At 56.2% G+C, this 22,664-nt stretch carries 24 protein-coding genes and 1 rRNA gene; 15 read left to right on the forward strand and 10 right to left on the reverse strand.

The genetic code is table 11. The annotated features are described in order from the left end of the window. Positions 1-89 precede the first annotated feature (89 nt). The 3 genes from ENN68_09110 to ENN68_09120 form a co-directional block, all read right to left on the reverse strand. Entirely contained in the window at positions 90-554 is a 465-nt protein-coding gene (locus ENN68_09110) for a nucleic acid-binding protein (protein ID HDS46220.1), read from the reverse strand. A 10-nt stretch (positions 555-564) separates the two neighbouring features. Continuing rightward, positions 565-1,758 (reverse strand): 3-ketoacyl-CoA thiolase, encoded by a 1,194-nt coding sequence (locus ENN68_09115; GenBank protein ID HDS46221.1) that lies wholly within the window; start codon positions 1,756-1,758, stop codon positions 565-567. A 69-nt stretch (positions 1,759-1,827) separates the two neighbouring features. Further along, positions 1,828-2,529 (reverse strand): hypothetical protein, encoded by a 702-nt coding sequence (locus ENN68_09120; protein ID HDS46222.1) that lies wholly within the window; start codon positions 2,527-2,529, stop codon positions 1,828-1,830. Positions 2,530-2,675: 146 nt separating this feature from the next. On the opposite strand from ENN68_09120, the gene ENN68_09125 reads away from it, so the two are divergent. Then, positions 2,676-3,581, forward strand: coding sequence for a carbohydrate kinase family protein (locus ENN68_09125; GenBank protein HDS46223.1), 906 nt, complete (start codon positions 2,676-2,678; stop codon positions 3,579-3,581). On the opposite strand, the gene ENN68_09130 is transcribed toward ENN68_09125, so the two are convergent. After that, complete coding sequence (locus ENN68_09130) at positions 3,570-4,100, reverse strand: class I SAM-dependent methyltransferase (GenBank protein HDS46224.1); 531 nt, start codon at positions 4,098-4,100, stop codon at positions 3,570-3,572. The genes ENN68_09125 and ENN68_09130 overlap by 12 nt on opposite strands. Positions 4,101-4,144: 44 nt before the next feature. Between ENN68_09130 and ENN68_09135 the strand changes: the two genes are divergently transcribed. Next, the gene (locus ENN68_09135; protein HDS46225.1) at positions 4,145-5,254 is read left to right on the forward strand and encodes a class I SAM-dependent methyltransferase family protein; all 1,110 of its coding nucleotides are present in this window, start codon (positions 4,145-4,147) and stop codon (positions 5,252-5,254) included. 557 nt (positions 5,255-5,811) lie between these two features. After that, complete coding sequence (locus ENN68_09140) at positions 5,812-6,114, forward strand: ArsR family transcriptional regulator (protein ID HDS46226.1); 303 nt, start codon at positions 5,812-5,814, stop codon at positions 6,112-6,114. Between the two features lie 150 nt (positions 6,115-6,264). Here the strand turns inward: ENN68_09140 and ENN68_09145 are convergent, their stop codons facing one another. Next, positions 6,265-6,648 carry a CopG family ribbon-helix-helix protein gene (locus tag ENN68_09145; GenBank protein HDS46227.1) on the reverse strand — a complete coding sequence of 128 codons (384 nt, stop codon included), beginning with the start codon at positions 6,646-6,648 and terminating at the stop codon, positions 6,265-6,267. 144 nt (positions 6,649-6,792) lie between these two features. Between ENN68_09145 and ENN68_09150 the strand changes: the two genes are divergently transcribed. Continuing rightward, on the forward strand, positions 6,793-7,419 hold the full coding sequence (locus ENN68_09150) for a hypothetical protein (protein HDS46228.1): 627 nt from the start codon (positions 6,793-6,795) through the stop codon (positions 7,417-7,419). Positions 7,420-7,746: 327 nt separating this feature from the next. Here the strand turns inward: ENN68_09150 and lysS are convergent, their stop codons facing one another. After that, positions 7,747-9,276: a lysine--tRNA ligase gene (lysS, locus tag ENN68_09155; protein ID HDS46229.1), complete on the reverse strand. Its 1,530-nt coding sequence runs from the start codon at positions 9,274-9,276 to the stop codon at positions 7,747-7,749. Between the two features lie 54 nt (positions 9,277-9,330). Beyond that, positions 9,331-9,452: ribosomal RNA gene (gene rrf, locus ENN68_09160) — 5S ribosomal RNA — on the reverse strand. Between the two features lie 347 nt (positions 9,453-9,799). Between rrf and ENN68_09165 the strand changes: the two genes are divergently transcribed. From ENN68_09165 to wtpA, 5 genes are all read left to right on the forward strand, one after another. Beyond that, positions 9,800-10,747: a tungsten ABC transporter substrate-binding protein gene (locus tag ENN68_09165; protein HDS46230.1), complete on the forward strand. Its 948-nt coding sequence runs from the start codon at positions 9,800-9,802 to the stop codon at positions 10,745-10,747. A gap of 193 nt (positions 10,748-10,940) precedes the next feature. After that, positions 10,941-11,642: an ABC transporter permease subunit gene (locus ENN68_09170; protein HDS46231.1), complete on the forward strand. Its 702-nt coding sequence runs from the start codon at positions 10,941-10,943 to the stop codon at positions 11,640-11,642. After that, entirely contained in the window at positions 11,643-12,707 is a 1,065-nt protein-coding gene (locus ENN68_09175; GenBank protein HDS46232.1) for an ABC transporter ATP-binding protein, read from the forward strand. 42 nt (positions 12,708-12,749) lie between these two features. After that, positions 12,750-13,430, forward strand: a complete 681-nt coding sequence (locus ENN68_09180; GenBank protein ID HDS46233.1) for a hypothetical protein — start codon at positions 12,750-12,752, stop codon at positions 13,428-13,430. A 170-nt stretch (positions 13,431-13,600) separates the two neighbouring features. Next, positions 13,601-14,605: a tungstate ABC transporter substrate-binding protein WtpA gene (gene wtpA, locus ENN68_09185; GenBank protein ID HDS46234.1), complete on the forward strand. Its 1,005-nt coding sequence runs from the start codon at positions 13,601-13,603 to the stop codon at positions 14,603-14,605. Between the two features lie 90 nt (positions 14,606-14,695). On the opposite strand, the gene ENN68_09190 is transcribed toward wtpA, so the two are convergent. Beyond that, entirely contained in the window at positions 14,696-14,905 is a 210-nt protein-coding gene (locus ENN68_09190) for a molybdenum-pterin-binding protein (protein ID HDS46235.1), read from the reverse strand. A 455-nt stretch (positions 14,906-15,360) separates the two neighbouring features. On the opposite strand from ENN68_09190, the gene ENN68_09195 reads away from it, so the two are divergent. Together ENN68_09195 and ENN68_09200 are read left to right on the forward strand one after the other, a co-directional pair. Further along, entirely contained in the window at positions 15,361-16,173 is an 813-nt protein-coding gene (locus tag ENN68_09195) for an ABC transporter permease subunit (GenBank protein ID HDS46236.1), read from the forward strand. A gap of 12 nt (positions 16,174-16,185) precedes the next feature. After that, positions 16,186-17,241 carry an ATP-binding cassette domain-containing protein gene (locus ENN68_09200; GenBank protein ID HDS46237.1) on the forward strand — a complete coding sequence of 352 codons (1,056 nt, stop codon included), beginning with the start codon at positions 16,186-16,188 and terminating at the stop codon, positions 17,239-17,241. A 425-nt stretch (positions 17,242-17,666) separates the two neighbouring features. Here the strand turns inward: ENN68_09200 and ENN68_09205 are convergent, their stop codons facing one another. Further along, positions 17,667-18,383, reverse strand: coding sequence for a (5-formylfuran-3-yl)methyl phosphate synthase (locus ENN68_09205; GenBank protein ID HDS46238.1), 717 nt, complete (start codon positions 18,381-18,383; stop codon positions 17,667-17,669). Between the two features lie 35 nt (positions 18,384-18,418). Next, positions 18,419-19,135, reverse strand: coding sequence for a ribose-5-phosphate isomerase RpiA (rpiA, locus tag ENN68_09210; GenBank protein HDS46239.1), 717 nt, complete (start codon positions 19,133-19,135; stop codon positions 18,419-18,421). A 140-nt stretch (positions 19,136-19,275) separates the two neighbouring features. Here rpiA and ENN68_09215 point away from each other — a divergent pair, with 140 nt between their 5' ends. From ENN68_09215 to ENN68_09230, 4 genes are all read left to right on the forward strand, one after another. Next, positions 19,276-20,763 carry a replication factor C large subunit gene (locus ENN68_09215; protein ID HDS46240.1) on the forward strand — a complete coding sequence of 496 codons (1,488 nt, stop codon included), beginning with the start codon at positions 19,276-19,278 and terminating at the stop codon, positions 20,761-20,763. 105 nt (positions 20,764-20,868) lie between these two features. Then, positions 20,869-21,195 (forward strand): AbrB/MazE/SpoVT family DNA-binding domain-containing protein, encoded by a 327-nt coding sequence (locus ENN68_09220; protein ID HDS46241.1) that lies wholly within the window; start codon positions 20,869-20,871, stop codon positions 21,193-21,195. After that, complete coding sequence (locus ENN68_09225) at positions 21,192-21,617, forward strand: hypothetical protein (protein HDS46242.1); 426 nt, start codon at positions 21,192-21,194, stop codon at positions 21,615-21,617. The genes ENN68_09220 and ENN68_09225 overlap by 4 nt, the downstream gene beginning before the upstream one ends. A gap of 139 nt (positions 21,618-21,756) precedes the next feature. After that, positions 21,757-22,664: cation transporter (locus ENN68_09230; GenBank protein HDS46243.1), on the forward strand; the 908-nt coding region annotated here is incomplete at its 3' end.

Raw genomic sequence — 22,664 nt, forward strand, 5'->3', positions numbered from 1 at the left:
GCGCAGATCTGCGCCAGACCACTCCCCATCACGCCGATCCCCACCACACACACGGTTCTTATGGCCATGGCTCTTCCTGTTTCCTTTATCTAGCACTCGATAACGGAGAATATCGGACAGGTATGCGCCCCGCCCGAGTACGTATCTCCCTTGTACGTATACGCGCCGGTCAGCTTCACCTGCTTTCCCAGGAGGTCTTGCGTGGCGTGCTCCGTATCATGCTCGAGCCGCCCTATGACACACGGACCCTCGCGCGTCCGCACCAGACAGGGGATAAACGGCACATCGTCCTCAAAACCTTCCGAAGCCACGCGAATGACCGTGAAGGTCTCCAGAAAACCTTCGCCACTCAGTTCCGTGCGCTCCAGCGTCCTGCTCCCGCACCACTGGCAAACCGGCAGGGGATTACAGGTGATCTTCGTGCATGCGCCACAGCGCAGACCCAGCAGTTTCCCCACCTTCAACCCGTTTTCGTAATCAGAATACGATAGAATCTGATATTCTCGCGCCAATTCCTTTTCTATCTCCTCTTGTGTCCTTCCCACCATGTTCATGATACCTCCATTAGCTGCTCCTTTTCGCCCTCCCGAGAATAAGGTGACACAAGGTCCCGAAATCCCCACCGAGCGTATCGGTCATGCCATATTCCGGAACGGGGTTGATCTGATTGCCCTTTGGTGAGTTGCCCCGCATCTGCTTCACCACCCAGTACACCTGCGACGCACCGGTCGCGCCAATAGGATGGCCTTTCCCCATGAGCCCACCGGACATATTGACCGGTATTTTGCCGTCTAGTTCCGTCTCACCCGCGGCCGTCGCCTCTGCCGCCTCACCCCATGCGAAGAAGCCCATGCTTTCCAGCGCGATCAACTCGGCGATCGAGAAGCAATCATGCACCTCGACCATATCGATATCTCGGGGCGTGAGTTTTGCGCGTTTGAACGCCATCCTCGCTGAAGTGATCCGCGACACAGGCTTGGTTATGTCCTCCATCCGGGCCAGCGGCGTACCCGAGGCCTGACCGGTGCCCAGCACGTAGATCGGCTCATCCGAGTACTTTCGTGCGAACTCTGCGGAGCAGAGCACCAGCGCAGCCGCGCCATCCGAAAACGGGCAGCAGTCCAGCAGCGTCAGCGGATCCGCCACCATTCGTGAATTGATAACGTCTTCGACCTTCAAATCGCCCATCTTTTTGTAAAATTGCGCTAACGGGTTTAACGCGCCATGCCGATGGTTCTTGATCGATACGTGCGCCATCTTCTCCCGCAGCGTCTCCAGCGGCAGGTCATAGGTCTTCGCGTACTGCCGCGCGGCCATCGCAAAGACTCCCGGGAATGTCAGCCCCGCGGGTCCCTCGGTCGGTGCATGGCAGGCCATCGCAAAGGTCCGCGTGGCCAGCGGCGTGCCCATCATGAGCGCTTTCTCCACGCCACCCGCGAGCACCAGCTCGAATTCGCCCGAGGCCACCCACTGCGCTGCGTCCCTGATCGCGACCGAGGCCGACGCGCATGCGCCCTCGTACCGCGTCGCGGGAATCGGACCCAGGTTGAGTTCAGCCGCCGAGAATGCCGCGGACATCACCTGCCCCTCCTCGAACCCGAGCAGGGCTGCACCCTGGAACAACGCTTCAATATCACGCAGGGACACACCTGCATCATCAACCGCCCGCAGCGCAGCCTCCGCAAAGAGCTCAAGCGAAGTCTTCGACGCCCGGCCAAATTTCGTATGGCCTACCCCTATAATCGCCACATCTCGCATTACTCCCTTTCTCCTCCCTACACCTCTGTTACTTTTTGCAGTTATAACGATTGCGAAATCGCGTGTTCATTAGGTATACCTACACAAAAAGGACTGCATCGCTTGTATTAGTATCGCTGCGCTCTGTTCTTTGACCGCCTCAGCCATGAATACGCAGCCGCCGCCTGAGCAGATCGCATTGCCGCGTACTCGCAGCCCCATGCCGAACCTGATCAGCTCTTCATCCGCCCTGTCTCGTACAATAAGGGCGAGCACGCCGGTGCCATCATCGACCCTCACCATTCGCTCCCCCGGGCTGTTCTCGGCCGGGGTCGAGGTCGAGACCACCGCCGCCTCTATGAGCACATCAAATGCACCGTCGCCGCAGAGGAGCTCGCCGATCTGCATCATTCGTGGCTTGTTGAGCTCGGCGAAGCTGGGAAACTCGATATCCGTGCCGAGCACGTGGAGGTTGGCTGATGCTCCAACGTACAAGGTCGGTAGCTCCTTCCACCGTTTCACCGGCACGTTCTCCAGGGCAACGACGCTGTTTCTCGTGAGCTCTTCGCGCGCCACCCCCGAGATGAAGGGTACTTTCGCGGACTCATCCGCAAGGACGCCGTAAAGAACTCGCTGTCGGCCTCGATCCTTCGTCTGGAGTTCGCGACGCGCAACCTCGAGCACTCTTCCAACTGTGCTTATTCCCGTTTCACCGCTCCTGAGTCCACGCAGTCCGCGGCTTTCGCCACTGGAGAACCGGAAGAACCCGTGTTTGCCGTAGATCTGCTGCATCGTTGTCCGAGTAGAAAGAAGTCGCGGCGAAGAAAATACTTTTTCTCTTCCGGACTAACCCTTGTTTATACTGAGCAGTAAGGCCGCGATCACCGCTCAGTTTCAGGATGATCTGATCTGTTCCGAGCCGAAACGCGGAGCTACCCATGGCGAAACAGGATGTAGTGGGCTTAGGCGCTTTGAATTGCGATGTGCTTTACGCTGTGGAGCGCATAGCGCGAGGCGGTGAAGAAGTGGGCATTCTGGATATAAAGAAAGCCCCGGGCGGATCGGCGGCAAATACCATCGTGGCACTGGCGCGGTTGGGCGCGTCCGTCGGGTTCGTGGGTGTGGTGGGAAGCGATGAGGAAGGCCAGCTGATTGTGGACGATTTCTGTACCGAACAGGTAGCAACGCGAATAACAAGAGCAGAAGGGTACACGGGCGCCGCGATCGGGTTCGTGGATGCGGAGGGCGAGCGTGCGTTGTACATCTATCCCGGCGTCAACGACCAGCTCACTATGGCGGATATCGATCTGGAGTTCGTGAACGACGCGCAGTTCCTCCATACAAGCTCGTTCGTGAACGACGCGCAACTGGCGATGCAGCGCGAACTGGCCCGTGAACTGCATGCACAGCTCAGCTTCAGCCCCGGGATGCTCTGCTTCTCCCATACGCTACCGGACCTGGAGGAGCTGATAGCGCGCAGCGCCGTGGTCTTTCTCAGCCTCGGTGAATTGAACTGCCTGGTTTCAGTCGGGGATTACGAACGAGGTGCTGAGATCCTTATCGGTTCCGGTGCTCAGACCGTCTGCGTGACACTGGGTGCAAAGGGCTGCTTCATTGCTGATCAATCGGGCGCGGCGCACCTTGTCGCGGCATATCCAGCGCAGGCCATAGATACGACGGGTGCGGGCGATGCATTCGCCGCTGGCTTCCTCTTCGGACTGCTGCATGAAAAGAGTCTGCAGGAATGTGGCAAGATCGGCAATTTCGTCGCGTCACGCTGTATCCGCGAATACGGGTGCCGTAAGGGACTACCCTCTGCACGTGATTTGAGCTCAATCGAGTGAGCGCAAAGAGAGCACATACACGTTCATCAATCGACCTTCACAGCTCTCCACTGCTCCGAACGTTTGTAACGCCTGTTCCAGCCACGCCAGATCGACGGGCGTATAGTCCTTGAATTCGTGGATCTTCTTGAATCCCGCGGCGTTCAATTCCGCCAGTATAACCGCTTCGCTCGCCACCCGAGCGGCTTCACGGAGCAGACGAAGACGCTTGAGCGGCTCGATATGATGCAGAATCCCAAAGCCGATGACCACCTCAAAACGGCCGCTGAGGTATGGCAGCGCGGTCGCATCGGCCTGCTCGACGATGATTTTGTCACTGAGTCCCTCACGCTCCACCTCGCACCGCGCCTCACGCACGGCCACTTCAGAGACGTCAACGGTCGTGACGCGACAGTCGAACTCGCGGGCCGCGATGATCGCCAGCGGACCCGCGCCAAGGTCAAGAAGGTGTTTACCCCGAACGTTCCAGCGCCGTAAAATCGCCGCACGCTCGATTATGCCCCGCTCATCCTCTTCCATCTCGCGCGTTCTTGTTAAGTAGGTGGTACCGGTATTATGTTAGTATGGACCCGGAGCGGTTACTGTGCGTCAAAGCAGCAAAGCGAGCAGGCGAGGATATCCGGCAAGCCTTGCTGGCGCGCGGCCTGCTGCGAACCGACGCGAAGATCATCTCCGATGAACAGTTCATTTACCTCCCGCTTTCACGGCCGTTACCCGAGGTCGAACTGCGCGAACTCAAGATCAGAGAACTGACCGCACGCGATTTCATCATCATCGAAACTCGAAAGCGCATAGAAGACCTGCTCGGTTTTAAGCCTGCGTTTGAGGTCGTTGGTGATATCGCCGTTCTCACCGAAGAAGTAGACCCGTTGAAAGAACGGGCAGTGGCTGACGCGATCATGGCGCTCCACCAGAACATCAAGGTGGTCGCCAAACGCGTTTCCGCGGTCGAAGGCGTTTTCCGGACCCGCCGGTTAGAACATATCGCGGGCGAGCACCGCACGGAGACGCTCCACCGCGAGAACGCGTGCAGGTTCATGCTCGATCTCGAGACGGTCTATTTCAATCCGCGACTGGCTGGCGAGCGGCAGCGAGTTGCGTCTCAGGCGGCTCACTTCGGCACACCTGAGAACGTTATTGATATGTTCGCCGGGGTCGGACCGTTCGCCATACAGATCGCGAAACGCGCACCGCAGAGCCACATCACGGCGATCGACATCAATCCCGAAGCGATACGATATCTCCGGAAAAACAGGGAACTGAATCAGGTACACAACGTTGAGGCCATTGTAGGGGACGTTCGAATGCTGCAGACGTACTGCAAGAACACCGCCGACCGGATCATCATGAACCTCCCGAAGAGTGCATATCTCTTCCTCCGCGAAGCGGTGAGCATGCTCAAGCTCGAAGGCGGAATTATCCATTTCTACGCGCTGGAATCCGCATATTCCGCGGAAGAAGCGCAGAAGCGTGAAGCACTTGACCGGGCGATTGAGCAGGCGAAAGAACGTTTGGTGACCTCGGTCAAGGGATTAGACGCGGAGTTCACGCGCTATTCCGTGCATATACGAGAAGCGCGTAAGGTGAAGGCCTACGCGCCCTACGCCTATATCGTGGGCTTTGATGTAGAAATGAAAGATGATGCGTTCGTCCCTCGTCAAAGCACCAGCTAAAACGCCGAACGTACCGCGCCATCATGCCGTACACTACGTGTCCCGTTTGACGGAGTAAAACGATCTAGTTCTGAGCTGTTTCTTCTTACGGCGCAGGTCTAACAACGCGATCACGTCTTCGTTCTTAAGCTCAGACTAGCAGATAGAGCAGATGTCGCTGCACCGTTCGTTTAGTATCTCCGAGAAGCCCTATCGCTCTAGTATCGCCCAAAAACACGATGAGCGCGTTTCTTAGTGGCAGGTTATGGAAACCTAAGAGAGATGCTTCCATCACGGCGATCTTCACGCCTGCGCGGATACGCAAAGGCATTCAAACAGCAGCGGGCGATAGCGCGGATGAGTACCTACCTGTTTGCATGAGCGAATAGAAGCCTTCGCGATAGATCAACCAGCGGATTTAACCGGAGCGAAGGCACGCGATGCCGTTAGTCCTCGACACCGCTTCGCCGTTGATCGCCACCTGCGGCTGGCGCCAGCGGAAGAGTATGACGGAAAAAAGTGCCATGCACCGAAAGCATTATAAGGCGCTAAGTAGTTTCAATTAAGTTACGCTAATTATGGCAAAGAAGCCGTTAGAAGAAGCGCTTCTGGAAGACGCTTTCGTCGTCACCCATCCGTTGAGGTACCGGATCGTTGAGCTGCTTGCGGAAACGCCGATGCATATCAACGCGCTGAGCAGGGCGTTAGGTGTGGAGCGACGGCTCATCGCGTATCATCTCACGACGCTGGAAGAGCGCGGATTCGTAAAGAGCAAGTACGAACTCTTCGTGCTGCTCAAGCAGAAAGGAACGGCTCTGAGGGTATATAAGGTCACCGATAAGGTCGCGGAAGTGAAAATGAGCCTGAAAAAGGCGCTTTGATTCGCGCTCCGCTCCACCCTTCTGCTCACCAGACGTTATCGCGAGTATCCCGCCTCTCGTGTGTCACTTGCCGCTAACGTCTGATCGCACCGGCGCCTGAGCTCACGGATCATTCCTCAATGGGGGAGAAGAACCCTTCCTCCTACCGACTTAGGCCAGCACTAACTTCACGTACTCCATCTTCCCCGTAGTCCGGAATTTCAGTATCATTTCCTTCACGCGCACAGCGTCGCCCTCCAGAATGAAGACCTCAAGGCACTTGTCCTCCCGCAGATGGTTGTGGATCTGCGTGTGGATGATATCCTCGAACTCATGCTTGATCGCGGTCACGGCATCCTCGACGTGCTGTGCATGTATGAGCAGGAGCACGGCGTTCAGCCGCCCTTCCAGCCGCTCTTTATCCTTACAGTCGGCGATGAGCATCTGCGCGCCGACTCGCAGCACTTCCGACCGCCCGGAGAACCCGAGCTCTTCCTGCAGCTTGACCAGCTCCGCAAGAAGTTCATCATCCATCGAGACGCTGATGATCGTCATGCGACCGCCCACTCCGGCGCTCCTTTGGTTTAGGTACTAACCCGGTTATACCTGCGGGTGAACTTAATAATAATAAGTAAAAAGTTAATAAATAGGTGGTTCCCAAGTGTATACTGAAGAGTATACTGAGGATGGTGACGCATGATGGCGCATCACAGCGAGGATCCGAGGCTCATCCGTCATGAGTTACTCAGACATGCACCGTTTACCGCGTTCGGTGCCGTTACCGGTCTCCTCCTCGTGCTCTTTGCGGTTCATGTTACGCCACCTGCCGCGGAGCGCCTCTTCTTTACGCTCCATCCGATACATGTCCTCTTGAGCGCGCTCGTGACCGCGGGGATGTACCGCTTGCATAAAGGCGGAGGACTCGCTCTGGTTGTGATCGGCTACATTGGATCCATTGGGATAGCGACAATCAGCGATTCGCTCGTGCCCTACGCGGGTGAACTCCTGTTGCAGCTCCCCAATCCCGGGCTTCATATCGGATTTATCGAGCGGTGGTGGCTCGTGAATCCCCTGGCCTTTCTCGGTATCGCGATCGCCTATTGGCGGCCCACAACAAGGTTCCCCCACGCGGGCCACGTGCTGCTGAGCACCTGGGCCTCGGCCTTCCATATCATTATGGCCATGACTGTGCCCGTGAGCGCGCTAACGCTCGTCCTCATCGGCTTCTTTCTCTTCCTCTCCGTCTGGTTCCCCTGCTGCCTCAGCGATATCGTCTTCCCGCTGCTCTTCGTCGGAGACCGCACCGCACGCAAGCCCAACCTTTAAATTCCGCGACCGCCGATAATTACTGGGGTAGAGAAGCGGAGGAGAAAAAAGAAGCGCATTCGTACTGTCTGTAAAGATGAAAGAAGGATACGGGGGTGAAGCGGAATCATGAAGATCATCGGGATCATTGTGCTGGTGGTGGTTGCGCTCTTCATACTGCTGCCCATTCTCTCGGGCAACGCGCCACTACCAGGAGATATGTCCGCGCACGCGATCGGTGAGTTCATCGGGGGGTTCGTAGGATACTGGTTCGACGCCTTACGGAGCGCTTTTTTTGAGTAATTCAGTCCGTTCCGGCGAGTTCCGACCCGTGCTCGGTCTGGTAGCTTACGCTGAGAGTTGCCCCGCCGCCTCGAGCCGCTTCCGTAAGAAGTCCGCCTCGAACGAGGCCAGCAGCCAGCCCGCACGCGGCCCGGAGGGTTTCCCCAGCAGCGCGATATAGACCGCCTTGAAGACTTCCTTTACCTCCGCGTTGACCCGCGCGGCGACCTCGTAGAAGGTGTTGTGCCACTCCTCTGCGCTCAGGTTCTTCTCGCCCTGTAAGGCCTGGGCAAAGAGCACCAGCGCGCTTTTCTGCGTTTCTGAGAGCTGCTTTATTGCTTCGACCGGTAATGCCGTCTGCACCTCGAACTTCACCTGCTCGGGCGCATAGATGCGCAGCCAATTCTCGACGTACTGCGCCTTCTGGCGTATATCCGCAAGCTCCGCTTCGTTCGCTTCAGGGATCTCATACCCGCTCCGCTTGATCACCTCAAGCAGCGTGCTGAACTCGCCGCGCGCGATCTGTACGAGCGTGATGAGATGCCTGAGCGGGATCGCTGCCGCGACACCGCGCCCGATGCCCCCCACCTCACGCTCGTAGGCGTCCACGAGATTGAGCAGCGGCAATCCCGGGTTGAATTCGATATGCTTGTCCGGCCAGACCCGGGCGATGACGTACTTCAGGATCTCGGGTGGCACGGCCTCCAGCATTTGATGCACCGGAATGTTCGTCCCGCGCGAAGAAGACATCGCGGTCACCCGCGCCTTCTCGCCCGCGGCATCGAGCTTCAGAAGGATGTGCTCAAAGGGGATCGGATACGGCGCGGGATAGTTATACAGCTCTTCTGAGATGCGCTTTCCCGTGTCGAACGACCCGCCAGGCGATGCGTGATCCTTGCCAAAGGGCTCCACGGTCACCCCGAGGATCTGCCAGCGCGCTGCCCAATCCACGCGCCACGCTAATTTACCGCCGCCCGTTAACGAAGCAACACCGGTGTTCCCGCATGCACACGCGTAATACACAACCCCCTGCTCACCGTCGTAGCCGGTTACCTTCGCAGCATTAATCCTCCCGCAGCGATCACAGAGCGGGTTGAACGGCGACCAGTCAGCCGGCAGGTCGCGACCGGAAACCTCGGTGATGATCCGTGCCAATGCATCCTTCTGCGCCAGCGCAGCCTTTATCATCGCCACGTACCGTCCTGACTTGTAAAGCTCATCAGCACGGAAGACCGCCAGCTCGATCTCCAGGATCGCGAGCGAGTCGAGGAACGGCTGGAGGAAATGGTCAGCGTAAGAAGGGTGGCAGCCGTACGGATCAGGGATCTCGGATAAGGGCTTGCCCACGTGCGCTTCATACTCCTGCGGAAGGAACGGGTAGCGCCGCCGCAACGGATCGAAGGTGTCCGCAACGTAAATGAGCTGCGCATCGACACCCAGATCCACGAGCGCGGTGTGCACGGCGTCCGCCACGATGATCTCACGCAGATTCCCCACGTGGATATCACCGGAAGGTGTAATGCCCGTGGCCACCACATGCTGCTTCACGTTCCGCTTCGCCACGATATCGCGAGCGATCGCTTCTGACCAGTGCATGGTTGAAATAAGGTAGTGCGCGGGGTTTAAAAGAAAGAAGAGAGGGATGATTGGACATAGCAGCGATCCGCAGTTCCCGAGTGCTCGCGCAACGCAGTACCGTACGGAACGCTGGCGGGCTTATCTGCCGGGTTCGGCATGAGTCCGGGAGTTTCCCCGCCGCTATGGCCGCTATGCCCACTGTATACGAACGCTTCTTCGCATATAAAGTTTCAGTGCTGGAGTGCCGTCCCCACCACCTGGTCTGACCGAAAGCCTTTTTATACCGAGCTGCACAATGGTACATATCGAACCGCCATAAGTAACCTCAGCCGCGCGGGGGTGCTGCACCACCCCCGCGACGGCCCTCCGCTTCACGCCCTCTTCTTCTCTGCTGCCCCACCGCGTAAATACCGACGCGAATACGAGCTTAATCAGCGCTCACACACTTCTGCTCGATGAACTTCGCGTGTGTGAAAAAGCGATAACCTTAAATATCGTCCGGCGAACATATACATATCGGAAATACGAGGTGAGATAAAAAATGAAAAGAAGAACCTTATTGGCAGTAGTAGCTCTACTGGCAATCGGAGCGACCGTGATCTTCAGCGGCTGTGTTACCGAAGAAGAGCCCGCTGCCCAGCCGTTGATCCTTTCAACCACGACGAGCCTTTATGACACCGGGCTGCTCGATCATTTGAAGCCGGTCTTCGATGAGCAATACAATGCGGATCTACGCATCGTCTATGCGGGAACGGGAAAAGCATTAGAATACGGAATGCGCGGTGATGTTGATGTGCTCGCGGTCCATGATCGAGCACGGGAAGATCAGTTCATCGCGGATGGCTATGGGGTCAATCGTCGAGGGTTCGCGTACAACTACTTTGTCATTGTGGGTCCTGAGAGCGATCCTGCGGGGATCCAGGGGATGACGCCTGAAGATGCATTTAAGACTATCAGGGAGAAAGGCATGGCCAATCCGGATGATATAAAATTCGTCTCCCGCGGTGACGCTTCAGGCACGCATGCGAAGGAGCAAGTGGTCTGGAAGAGCGCGGGCTTCGAGTACGGAGATATCAGGAACTCCACCGAAGGCTGGTATGTGGAAGCAGGCAGCGGCATGGGCCCCACACTGGTGATGGCGAGCGAGAAATTCGCGTATACCTTATCAGACATTGGCACGTTCCTCGCCTTTCAGGGTGATATCCAGCTCGTTCCGCTCGTCGACCAGGGGGAGATTCTGCTCAATGTCTATGGCGTGATGGCCGTCAATCCCGAACATCACCCTCATGTCAATAGCACGATGGCGACCCACTTCATCAACTTCCTGATCTCGGACGAGACGCAGCAGATGATCGGTGAATTCGGCGTCGCTGAGTATGGACGGCCGCTCTTCTACCCCCTGAGCGATGGCAATTGCCCCGACGAGGTGCTTTGTGGCTGCCCGACCCTGGAAGATTGCTTTGAACCTGTAGCGTATGCGGCAAACTAAACACGCAGTAAAGCAAGCTGGAAACGCCCGATCTGAAAGAGAAAGAGCACGTTGGGCCTTTTCGTGTCAGAACGGCCCTCCTTTTTTCTACTCCAATCTACTCTCGGTAAATGCTGTGAAAAGGGGACAGAAGACGCGTACGCAATGGTGCGCCGCACTAAATAAGATCGTCCATAGAGTTCGAGGGTAAGAAATGAACGAGTTGGTTGAGGGCTTAATCACCGCGATCAAGCTCATCATTACGCTCAACCCGGAAGTGGTCGATATCACGCTCCGGACGCTACGAATTTCGTTGAGCGCGCTGGTCATTGGAACATTCCTCTTCATACCGGTGGGAAGCTTGATCCATTTCCACGAGTTCTGGGGGAAGCGCAGCTTAATAAATATTATCCAAACGCTTTATGCACTCCCCACCGTGGTGGTCGGACTTTTCGTCTTCTTATTACTCTCGCGATCCGGCCCCCTCGGCGTTCTGGGGCTCCTCTTCACCCCCACCGGTATGGTCATCGGGCAGATCCTCTTGATCGCCCCGATTATGACAGGATTAACCATCTCAGCCCTGAGCGGCGTAGGAAGAAGCATTAGAGAGACCATTATCTCACTTGGCGCCACGGAATCGCAGGCGATCATCGCGAATATAAAGGAAGCGCGATTCGCCATCCTAGCCGCCGTAATTACGGGTTTCGGCCGTGTCATCTCAGAGGTGGGAGCCGCGATGATGATCGGTGGTAATATTCGGGGCTACACGCGGGTGCTGACCACAACGATCGCGCTCGAAACCTCGATGGGCAATATCGAGCTCTCCCTCGCACTGGGTATTATCCTCCTCTCGCTCGCCCTCATTATCAATGTTGGGTTGAACTGGATACAACAGGGGAGGTCACGGGCCACATAGATGATCGAAGTAAAACAGGTAGCCCGGCGGTACCGCGAGAAGGAGATCTTAAGGGATATCAATCTCACCATTGAACGCGGCGAGATCTTCACGATCATCGGGCCAACGGGTGCAGGGAAAACGACACTACTACGGCTCATCGACCTCCTCGAACTGCCCAGCTTGGGGAGTATCCACGTCGACGGTAGGGATACGAACACCACCGCGAAGAAGCGATTGGCGATTCGGCGGGAAATGTCACTTTTATTCCAGAAACCCGCGCTCTTCAACACGAGCGTGTACGATAACGTCACTTACGGCTTGAAGTTCCGCGGCGTACCACGTGCAGAGATCGATAAAAAGGTGACGCACGCCCTGGAGCTGGTCGGGCTTTCGAGCTACGCGACGCGGCTTGCGACCACCCTCTCGGGCGGCGAGGGGCAGCGCGTAGCTCTGGCGCGGGCGCTCGTCACCGAGCCTGAGGTGCTTCTGCTGGACGAGCCGACCGCGAATCTTGATCCCCGCTCTGTGGAAAAGATCGAGGAGTTAATTCTCAGGGTCAACCGGGAGTACCAGACCACGATCATCATGGCCACGCACGATATGCTCCAGGGTCAGCGCCTCGCAGACCGGATAGGCGTGCTGATGAACAACACCATCGAGCAGGTGGGCTCCCCGACCGAGATCTTCTACGCGCCTCTAAACGAAGCGATCGCACGATTCGTTGGGGTCGACAATATCGTACCGAGCGTCGTCGAGTCGAACAACGGAGGGGAGACCGTGGTCGACCTCAACGGGTCGGAAGTGATCTGCATATCTAACTTCACCACAGGAGCTGCAGTTCTGATCTGTCTCAGAGCTGAGGAGGTCGTTCTTTCGAAGGAGCTGGGAAAGAGCAGTCTGCGAAACTGGATACGCTCGCAGATTACGAAGCTCACGCTCGTTGGACCGACGGTTCGTGTTACATTGGAGAACGGGCTCGTCGCGCTGATCACCAAGCAGTCAGCGGAGGAGCTCAAGCTCACCGAAGGTGATGAGGTCAACGCCAGCTTTAAAGCTACTGCGGTACACCTCGCTCGCAGATGAGCAAGTCCGTGCCTTAGGCGAGGATAGGAGGAGAATAGAAACATGAATCCCGTAAAGATATATTGTGAAGCGGGGGTTGCCCCGCCTCTGATCGAAGTTGCCGCGCTCTTTGAGCAGAAGCGCGAGCTACCCGTAAAGGTAGTTGCCGGCAAGGCGGAGGCATTGCTACAAAAGGCGACGGAAAAGAAGGAAAGCGATAGTCTCGTGCTCGGCGCTGAACACGCAATGGATCGCGCGGAGAAAGATAACGTGATCAGCAAGCCGTGCAGGAGAACCATCGGCTACCGGCGATCCGCCTTACTCGTTCAGAAGGGTAATCCTAAGGGCATAACAGGCCTCAGTGATCTTACGCACGAGGGCGTGCGTATTTCCGTCTCCATCTCAGGTTGTCTTGTTGGAGTGTGGGACGATATTACCGCACCGTTGGGCATTACGGACGCTGTGCGACGGAACATCACCGTTTTCGCGGATGGCTGCACACCGCTGATCCGGACGATCAATCTCAAAGAGGTGGATGTCGCGTTCGGCTGGAGCGCCTTTGCCCTTATACATCCCGCCACCATCGAGGCCGTCGAGCTGCCCCCTGAGCTGCAGATTCGGAGGAGCACGAATGCAGGAATCTTCACCTTTGCGCCGAATCCGGCTGAGGCTGAAGAATTTCTGGCGTTCCTGCGCACTGAAGAGGCGAAAGCGGTTTACCGAAAGTACGACTGGGAGTTATAGTGCCGCTCCGTTGTAGGGCCTGCTACCGTTGATGCGCGATAATTCAAGTCATCAGTGGACGCTGTGAAGTGAAACCGAAACACTTTTATGCTGAATGGCCAACTATTGCATATCGCAGATATGGGAGGTGAACGGAAAAAATGAAGCGAAAAAAGAGAGGAGCAGTCGGGATACTGGGGCTTCTCCTGGTATGCACGCTCGTGGCGGCGGCCTTCTGCAGTATGCCCGGGTGCGCCCAGGATAAGCAGGTAATCAAGGTCTATCATGCGGGCAGTTTGGCGGTGCCGCTCGAGCAGGCGGAGCAGCAATTCGAGGCGCTGCATCCCGAGTTCGACGTGCGGCGTGAATCCATGGGCAGTGTCGCGTGCATACAGCAGATCACGGAGATCGGGAAGAATGGTGATGTGCTCGCATCCGCGGATTATTTCCTGATACCGGAGATGATGTACCCGGACTACGCGGATTGGTATGTGCGGTTTGCGACCAATGATGTTGTGCTGGCGTATAATGCTGAGAAGAGCATGTACGCCGATGAGATAACGCCCGAGAACTGGTACGAGATCCTGCGCCGTCCCGGCGTGATCTTCGGATTCTCGAATCCGAACGATGACCCCTGTGGCTATCGATCAGTCATGATCTTCAAGCTCGCAGAGCTCAATTACGGCGATGACCAGATCTTCGACGATCTGATCCTTGACAATACTGCGATCACGATCGAGGAGAAAGCAGACGGAACCTATTATATAACGACGCCTATGGATCTTAAACCGGACACCACGAAGGTCAATATCCGCCCGAAATCGGTCGAGCTGGTGGCCTTTGTGGAGGAAGGCGGGCTTGATTATGCCTTCGAGTACCGGAGCGTCGCTGTGCAGCACAATCTCGAATTCGTCGATCTGCCACCGGGCGTCGATCTGAGCTCGATAGAACATGCGGACATCTACAAGAAGGTTCAGGTTGAGCTCGCATCAGGAAGCGTCCAGACAGGAACACCGATCGTCTACGGGATAACCGTACCATCGGTTGCCGATAATCGCGAAGGTGGTCTGGAGTACGTGAAATTCGTCATTGGCGAACCCGGCCAGCAGATCTTCGCGGACAACGGGCAGCCGCCCATCGTACCACCCGACGGCAGCGGTAAGGTGCCCGGAGTCTGCAGTAGGCTTGATAGATAAGGAATCCTTGGATTTATGGAGCGAAAGTGCAGAGTAAAAAAAGGAAAAGAGAGGGGTTACGGTTTACAAAACCCGTCTCACCTACCTGATCTATTCCTTAAAGATCATCACTTCAGACGCTTTGATCACCGCTTCCACCGTATCGCCGACCTTGAGCTTGAGCTCCTCGGCCGCTTCCCGGGTGATCATAGACGTGATGACCGCAGGTCCGGTAACCTCGATCTTGATCGTAGAGGCCACTTCGCCCTTCTCAATACCCTTCACGACGCCTTTAATTCGATTCCGTGCACTTAATGGCATGGCTCTTCACTACCGAATGCAGGTTTGCGTCACTTCTTTAAAAAGCTCCGCGAAAAACGGAACGTTTTTATGAGCGAGTGGATAATTCAATCATGTCGTTATGATGAATGGATGTGAACTGCATATCGCTGGACGGGTGGATCTGAAGAAGGGACGTGAAAACCATTCGTTGATGATCAGACCGATAAGTGGAATAACGAGTTGTGCCCGCCGCGGGCTACCCATTTTGGTAGCTCCGGCGCAGCCGCAGTCTAGATTTCCTGAAGCTTCGATGAGTCTCACTAACGGCACTTTCGCCTGGGCCGATTCCGGTAGCACCGACCACACTGCCACCGGGATGACGCACCATGGTGCGCTCGACGCCGCATCCGTTGACGGGCTGGTTCACACACGGCGGCTTAATAGGAGCTTAGTGCTCTGGTGACAAAAGAAATAGCACCGTGAGGCAACGCACCATGAAAATCTTCTCAACGTGGACCTGGGAGCAGGTGAAACGGGAGAAGCTCTATATCTTCTCAGTCCTTTTAGGGTCCGTTCTCGTCGCGTTCGTCGTGATCACGCTGGGGAACATGTTTTACCAGCAAACGAAGGACGTCGCAGGGCTTATCGCGGTCGCGGTGGACCCCGTGGTGCTCAGGTCTATCTGGATCAGCCTCTCCACGGCGCTCGTTGCGACATTTGTCGCCTTCATCTTCGGCGTGCCCCTGGCCTATTTCCTCGCACGCAAGAACTTTTGGGGCAAGAGCATCATCGAGGGCATCGTTGACGTGCCGCTCATGATCCCGCACATCGTCGCGGGTATTGCGCTCTACGGCGTCTTCATGCGCTACGGCGTGATTGGCCAGCCGCTGCGGTCGCTCGGGATCGTCGTGACGGACGCGTATGCCGGGATCGTGGTCGCGATGCTCTTCATGAGCCTCCCGTATCTCGTCGATACCGCGCGCGAAGGATTTAAAGATGTGGATCCACGCTTGGAGAATGTCGCACGCTCACTGGGCGCGTCACATTGGCGGACCTTCCGCGAGATCTCCTTCCCGCTCGCATTCCCCTCGATACTGAGTGGCGCGATACTCACCTGGGGCCGCGCGATCAGCGAATTCTCCGCCGTGCTCATACTCGCATACCACCCGATCTCCGCGCCGATCCTGATCTACGAGAAGTTCACCTCGTTTGGACTGCGTATGTCACGGCCGATCTCCGTGCTGCTCATCACGATCTGTCTGGTGATATTTATCGTGCTCCGGCTGCCACGCTGGAGGAAGCGGTAAATAACAGGAACAATGATCCGCGTGAAGAACCTGTACAAGGATTGGAAGGAGTTCAAGCTGCAGGAGATCAATCTGGAGGTAAAGCAGGGTGAGTATTTCGTCATCCTCGGCCCCACGGGCGCCGGTAAGACCTTGCTCCTCGAGACCATCGCCGGGTTCTACATCCCTGATCGCGGTGAGGTCTGGGTTGAAGGACGGGAGGTTACCGGTCTCCCCGCGGAGAAGCGGGGCATCGGGTTCATTTACCAGGATTATTCGCTCTTCCCCCACAAGACCGTGGAGCAGAACATCCTCTTCGGGCTGCGAGTGCATAAGGGGGGCGCCGCGGAGGCCAGCCGCAAACGAGTACGGGGGATCATGGACTGGCTGAACATCACGCACCTTGCGCACCGCTATCCTGGCACCTTGAGCGGTGGCGAGCAGCAGAAAGTGGCGATTGGGCGCGCGGTTGCGATAGAGCCTTCGATACTGCTCCTCGATGAGCCGCTCTCCGCGCTGGATCGAAGAACGCAGGATTACATGCGCGATGAACTGAAACGGGTAAAAGCCGAATGCGGGATCACCATGGTGCACGTGACGCACGATCAGACAGAGGCGATGCTGCTCGCGGATAGAATTGCCGTGATGATGCGGGGCAGGGTCGTGCAGGTAGGCACACCGAAAGAGATCTTCAACAAACCGCTGAACGAAGAATTAGCGGATTTCGTCGGGATCGAGAACATACTAAGCGGCGTGATTCGCAACAACGACCACGGGGTGGCAGAGATTAACGTTGATTCGGACACCGTGGTCTACGCCGTATCTGAATTCCGTGATGGTGCGGTCAAGGCATTCGTACGGCCCGAGAATATCATCATCTCAAAGCACGTGGATCAGAGCAGTGCCCGGAACGTCATAAAAGGGCGAATAGAGCGCATACATGAGGTTGGGCCGGTGATTCGGGTCAAAGTGAATAACGGGCTCGTATCGCTCATTACCTGGCAAGCACGAGACGAACTCAACCTGCAGCAGGGGGATGAGGTCTACGCAACCTTCAAGGCGACCGCTGTGCACGTGGTGCGCGCGTAATAAGAGCTTGCGGATGAATACCCGGTATACACACTCAATCCATACTGTCCACGAGCTCGGCAACCAGCAGTGATAATTCCTTGCACCTACGCCCTAGCTCTATCTGCTCATCCGCAGAAAGTTCCATGAGGGATTTATTGCTCGTCTCTTCTGCGAATGTATTGAAGCTATCATAAAAAGCGCTCAGTCTCCCCATCAAAGAGGGGGTATCGTTGATCATAGCGAAGAACGCGCGTGTCCTACTCGGTCCAACTTCCTTAACCGCTTAGCGAAGTCGCCCGCTTCTCGTTCGAGCTTCTCAAGCTCTCCCATCTTGATGAAGATGTCGCCCCTTTTGTCCAGCCCGCCCGTACGCGAGCTCCAGAAAATCGGCTGTTGAAACTGTTGACGTTCTTCTTCTCTGTCTCCCTCGGACGTTCATTACTTCACTCCGCGATCAGCCTTCGCAACTTGCTGACCAGCTCGGCCCGTACGCTCGAGTTACGGTCGCCGCCGCAGACCATGCCGCGGACACCGAGGATGTCCGGATTGATCGCCTTGATCGCCGGGAGATCGTCAAAGGTCAGCGCGCCGGCAAGCGCGGTATCCAGCCCAAGCGCTTTTGATTCCGCCACGAACGTCCGAAGCTCGTCCTCACCGAGAAACTCCAGGGTCGATCGGCAATCTTTGATGCCCGTGTCCACCATGGAGACATCGATATTCACCGCGTTACCGATCTCCGTGATCGCAAAGGGCGAGATCGAGTTGATACGTTTATAATCAGAATAGAATGCCGCAACCACTTTCTTCGTGGGATCATACTCTTTCACCGCTCGGACCACGCCCGCAAGCAACTCGATCGCCTGCTCGCTCGTGGTTATCTTAAACAAACCAACTTTTACGTAATCCGCGCCCACGGAGACCGCAGCAAGAGCCGCCAGTGATGCCGTTCCGGGCTTAAAATCGAAATCGCCGATTGCAGCGCTGAGCTCCATCCCGTTGCCACCCTCACGCGTCACCAATTCCTTGATCGCCTTGATCACCCAGGGGAAATTCGCACCCAGCGAGCCCTCCTTCGGGTTCTTTACGTCGACTATGTCCGCCCTGCCACGGATCACCGCTTTCGCCTCCTCTACATCCCTCGGGCTTACCAACAACTTCATCTTTATCGCGCCTCGTCTCTTCCTTACTTACTTCCTTACGCTTCGCCTTTCCTTTTCGTTACGCTCGCTTTCTTTAATATCGTAACACCTTGTGCCGTACCCACATGAACCTCTGCGGCGTTCGTGAAGATCCCGTGCTCGACCGCGCCAACGATTGCGGAGAGCGCCACGCTCAGCTCGTTCGGATCGCGAATAACGCCGAAATCCGCATCAATGATGAGATTGCCCTGCTCGGTAATGAAATAGCCGCCGCGACTGCCGTCGAGCCGCAGCCCGGGCTTACCGCCGAGCGCGTTCACCTGCTGCGACACGACCGTTACCGCATAGGGCAGCACCTCGATCGGAACCGGCCGGTAAAGGTGCTCCACCACTTTCACGCTCTCCACGCAGATGATCAGTTTCTGCGCCGCGTAGGAGACCACCTTCTCGCGCGTCTGCGAGCCCCAGCCGCCTTTGAGGAGATTGAGGCGCGCATCGACCTGATCAGCACCATCAATACCGAGATCCAGCAGTGGATGCGCGGTAAGCGACGTGAGGGGTATGCCGCACTCGATGGCTAGCAGTTCTGTTCGCAACGAGGTGGGCACGCCACGAATCGCGAGCCCCTCCGCCTTCACACGGTCACCCAGCAGTCGGATCACTCGCTCCGCGGTCGAGCCCGTGCCGAGGCCAATGATCATACCGTCCTTGACCAGTGCGGCTGCAGATACGGCTGCTCGATCTTTTTCCTGGCGCTTGATCGCATCACTCATCGCCCTACTTCCCGGTTCTCTGTACTCCAATAAGTACTTATACGGTTACTACCTGCCATGCCGCGTAGAGGCGACCATACGGAAGCACTTATGCCGTTTCGCGCTTAATGATATGTGTACTATAATAGAGAGAGAGCGGCATGCAGGTGGGCAGTGTGGAATGGACCGAGAAGTACCGGCCCAAACGGTTACGGGACGTCGTGGGCAATGAGAAAGCGCTCGATGAGTTGCGCGCGTGGGCCGAGAACGTCTTCAGACCGAAGTCGAAGAAGGCCGCACTGCTCCACGGGCCTGCAGGCTGCGGTAAAACCTCCGCCGCTTACGCGCTCGCGGCCGAAAAAGGCTGGGAGGTGATCGAGCTCAATGCCTCGGATCAACGCAACGCCGGTGTGATCAGGAGCATCGTCGGGCCCGCGTCCACGAGCACGACCTTCACGCACCGACCTCGGTTGATCATCCTGGACGAGGCGGACAATCTGCACGGCAACGAGGACCGCGGCGGCACAAAAGCGATCACTGAGATCGTGAAAAGGAGCACCCAACCGATCATCCTCACGGCCAACGACCGGTTCAAGATGGCTGCGGGATTGATCCGGAATTGTCGGGTGATTGCATTCCAGCGGATAAAATCGGGCACGGTCTTCCGGATACTGAAGCGGATCAGTGAGCAGGAAGGGATAGCGATCGAGGATCCGGCGCTCATTGCACTTGCCAAGAATGCGCGTGAAGATCTGCGGTCCGCGATCAACGATCTGCAGGCGCTCGCGATAGCTGAAGGGGATGTGGAACATATCTCCGAAGCGGACATAACGACCGGTGGCCGGGACGTGGAGGAGGATATCTTTGGCGTGCTTCGGATCATCTTTAGCGCAGAAGGCAACGAGCTGCAACCTGCACTGGTCGCGCTCCGGAACCTGGACAAGACGCCGGACGAGAGCATCCAGTGGATCTATAAGAATTTCACCGACGAGTATGACCCCGCGAGCTTTTTACACGGGCTGCACTACCTCAGCCGCGCGGACCTCTTCCTGGGCCGTGTGCGGCGACGTGAGAATTACAAGTTCTGGCGCTATGCCTCGAGCGTGATGGCCGGCGGCGTGCTCGCGGCCAAAACACTGCAGCACGGCAGACAAGATGCACGCACGGAAGGCTGGGAGCAGCGCAAACAGCACTATTTCAAGACGCCCTGGATGCATGCAAAACTCCCGGAAGGCGAGGAGCGGCGTGCCGGCGCGATGCAAGAAGCGCTCGCACAGCGGATCGCCACCTGCAGTAAACTGCCACGGAGCTACGCGTTATTCTCCGTCGTGCCCGTCTTACCCCTGCTCTTCGCTGATGAGCAAAAGGCTGCGGAGCTGGCGGCTATCTTGCAACTGAACGTGCCTGAAATAACGTTCCTGCTCGGGAATACCGAGGACGACGCGACAAAAGAAACCGCAAAGCACATTCATCAAAAGGCCGCTGATCTCCTCACTGAACGAAGAAAAGCTCGGGCGTCTGAAGAGGATCTGGACCTTGCCGCTGCGATGCGCGCGGTGAAACGAATTCCCGCTCCGGAAGAACCGAAAGAGGAACCCGGGGCGGAGACGGACGTGAAGAATCAGAGGACACTGACCGATTTCTTTTAGCGATTACACCCTTCTTAGCCCTATCGCGCGTTGATACCCCCTAAATACGGTCTCCACCAATCCGAAGTCGTCAGCAAGAGGAGCTTCCTGTCCATCTGACGGTGCATGAATATTCTGGCAAAAGGACCTGAATCCGGTAAAAATGTTACTACTCGACATCCTGTTAGTTATATGGTGAATGGTGATGAGGCTCTGAGCGCTGAAGGCATCGTGGGCAAGAAGGGGGAGCTCTTCCCGCCTAAAGAGATTCGGAACACGCTCGGTTTGAAGAGTGGCGATAAGGTCATCTATCGGGTGGAAGATTCCAAGCTGATCGTCGAGCCGGTTCCCGACCTGCTCACTGCACTGAAACTGCCGAAATTCGCGAAAACGACCGTGAAGGAGTTCGAGCAGGAGCGCAAAGAGCTCGCAGAGGAACTCGTGGAACGATGAACGTGCTCCTGGATACCACCTACTTACTGCCCGCTGTTGGCATTGAAATTGATGTGCCTGAGGACCTGCTTGAGCAGTTATTCTCAGCGAACCACTTATTCATCGTCAACGAACTCTCGCTCTTCGAGCTTTTTGGCAAAGCGAGCAGGCACATGGCGGGTAATGAGACAGCCAAAAGGCGGTTTTATACCGGCATGAAGAGCATTCTGTCATCAAAAATCGAGTCCAAACCAATTTTTTCGCTGGATACCTTGCCTGTAGTATGCGAGTTGCACGAGCAGATAAAGGTGTTACCCGATTGCATTATCGCGGCTACCGCGAGGGTGTATGCCGATGTTCTATTAACCGAGGCTAAAGACATCCAAAAGTTCGTAGATTTCGAGGTGTTGGATTTAAATCGTTTTGCCCGATTCTACCTGTGATGGTAAATCCATGAATTGTTGGCCTTCCTCATTTACGCTGTGTTCCTGTGCGTTATACAACGAATTCTTCTTGATGAATGATTATGCCATATATAACATTTCGACCAAAACCGGTGCTGGGAGAGAAAAGGGCAGGTAAATGATGCTAATGAGAAGATATATTAATGAAGGACAGAACTCGATGCACCTCAAACCGCAGCGTTTGGGCTATACTGCAGGGTTGCTCTCAGTCGGCATCAACGTGCTCCTCTTTGGGCTTAAGTACTGGGCAGGCATAAAATCCGGTTCTGTGGCCATGATCGCCGATGCATGGCATACCATGTCCGATACGTTCACCTCACTCATAATCCTGCTGAGCTTCTGGATCGCGGCGCGACCGGCAGATGAGCACCATCCGTTTGGCCATGGCCGGGCAGAATCGATCGGGGCAATCATAATTGGCACACTACTTGCCGTTATCGGCTTTCTGTTCTTAAAAGAGTCGATCATGAGATTGCTGAACTATCAGGCCGCTCAATTTACCCTGCTCGCTATAATCGTGTTTGGCATCTCCGTTATAGTAAAGGAAGGCATCGCGCAATTTGCGCTGTGGGCGGGTAAAAAGATCGACTCGCACGCGCTCAGAGCTGAGGGCTGGCACCACCGCAGTGATGCCATCGCTTCGGGCTTGATCGTCATTGGCGCCTTAGCTGGTGCACGGCTGTGGTGGATTGACGGCGTTATGGGCATGGCAGTTTCAGCACTCATTCTGTACGCGACGTATGGGATTTTTAAAGGTGCGGTGAGCTCGATATTTGGCGAAAAACCCGATCCGGCAGTTGAAGCGCAAATACGAAAACTGGTGCAGAACCGTGCGCCCGCTGCATCCTGCGTCCATCACATACATCTACATCGATACGGAGACCATGTCGAATTAACGCTTCACTGTAAACTCCCCCCTGAAATGAACTTGAAAGAAGCGCACGACTTAGCGACTACGGTGGAAAAAGCTATTAGAAAGGAGCTGCTCGTCGAGCCTACCATTCATGTTGAACCCTTAGTTGAAAC

It is taken from the genome of Methanomicrobia archaeon (assembly GCA_011049045.1).
Lineage (GTDB): Archaea > Halobacteriota > Syntropharchaeia > Alkanophagales > Methanospirareceae > JACGMN01.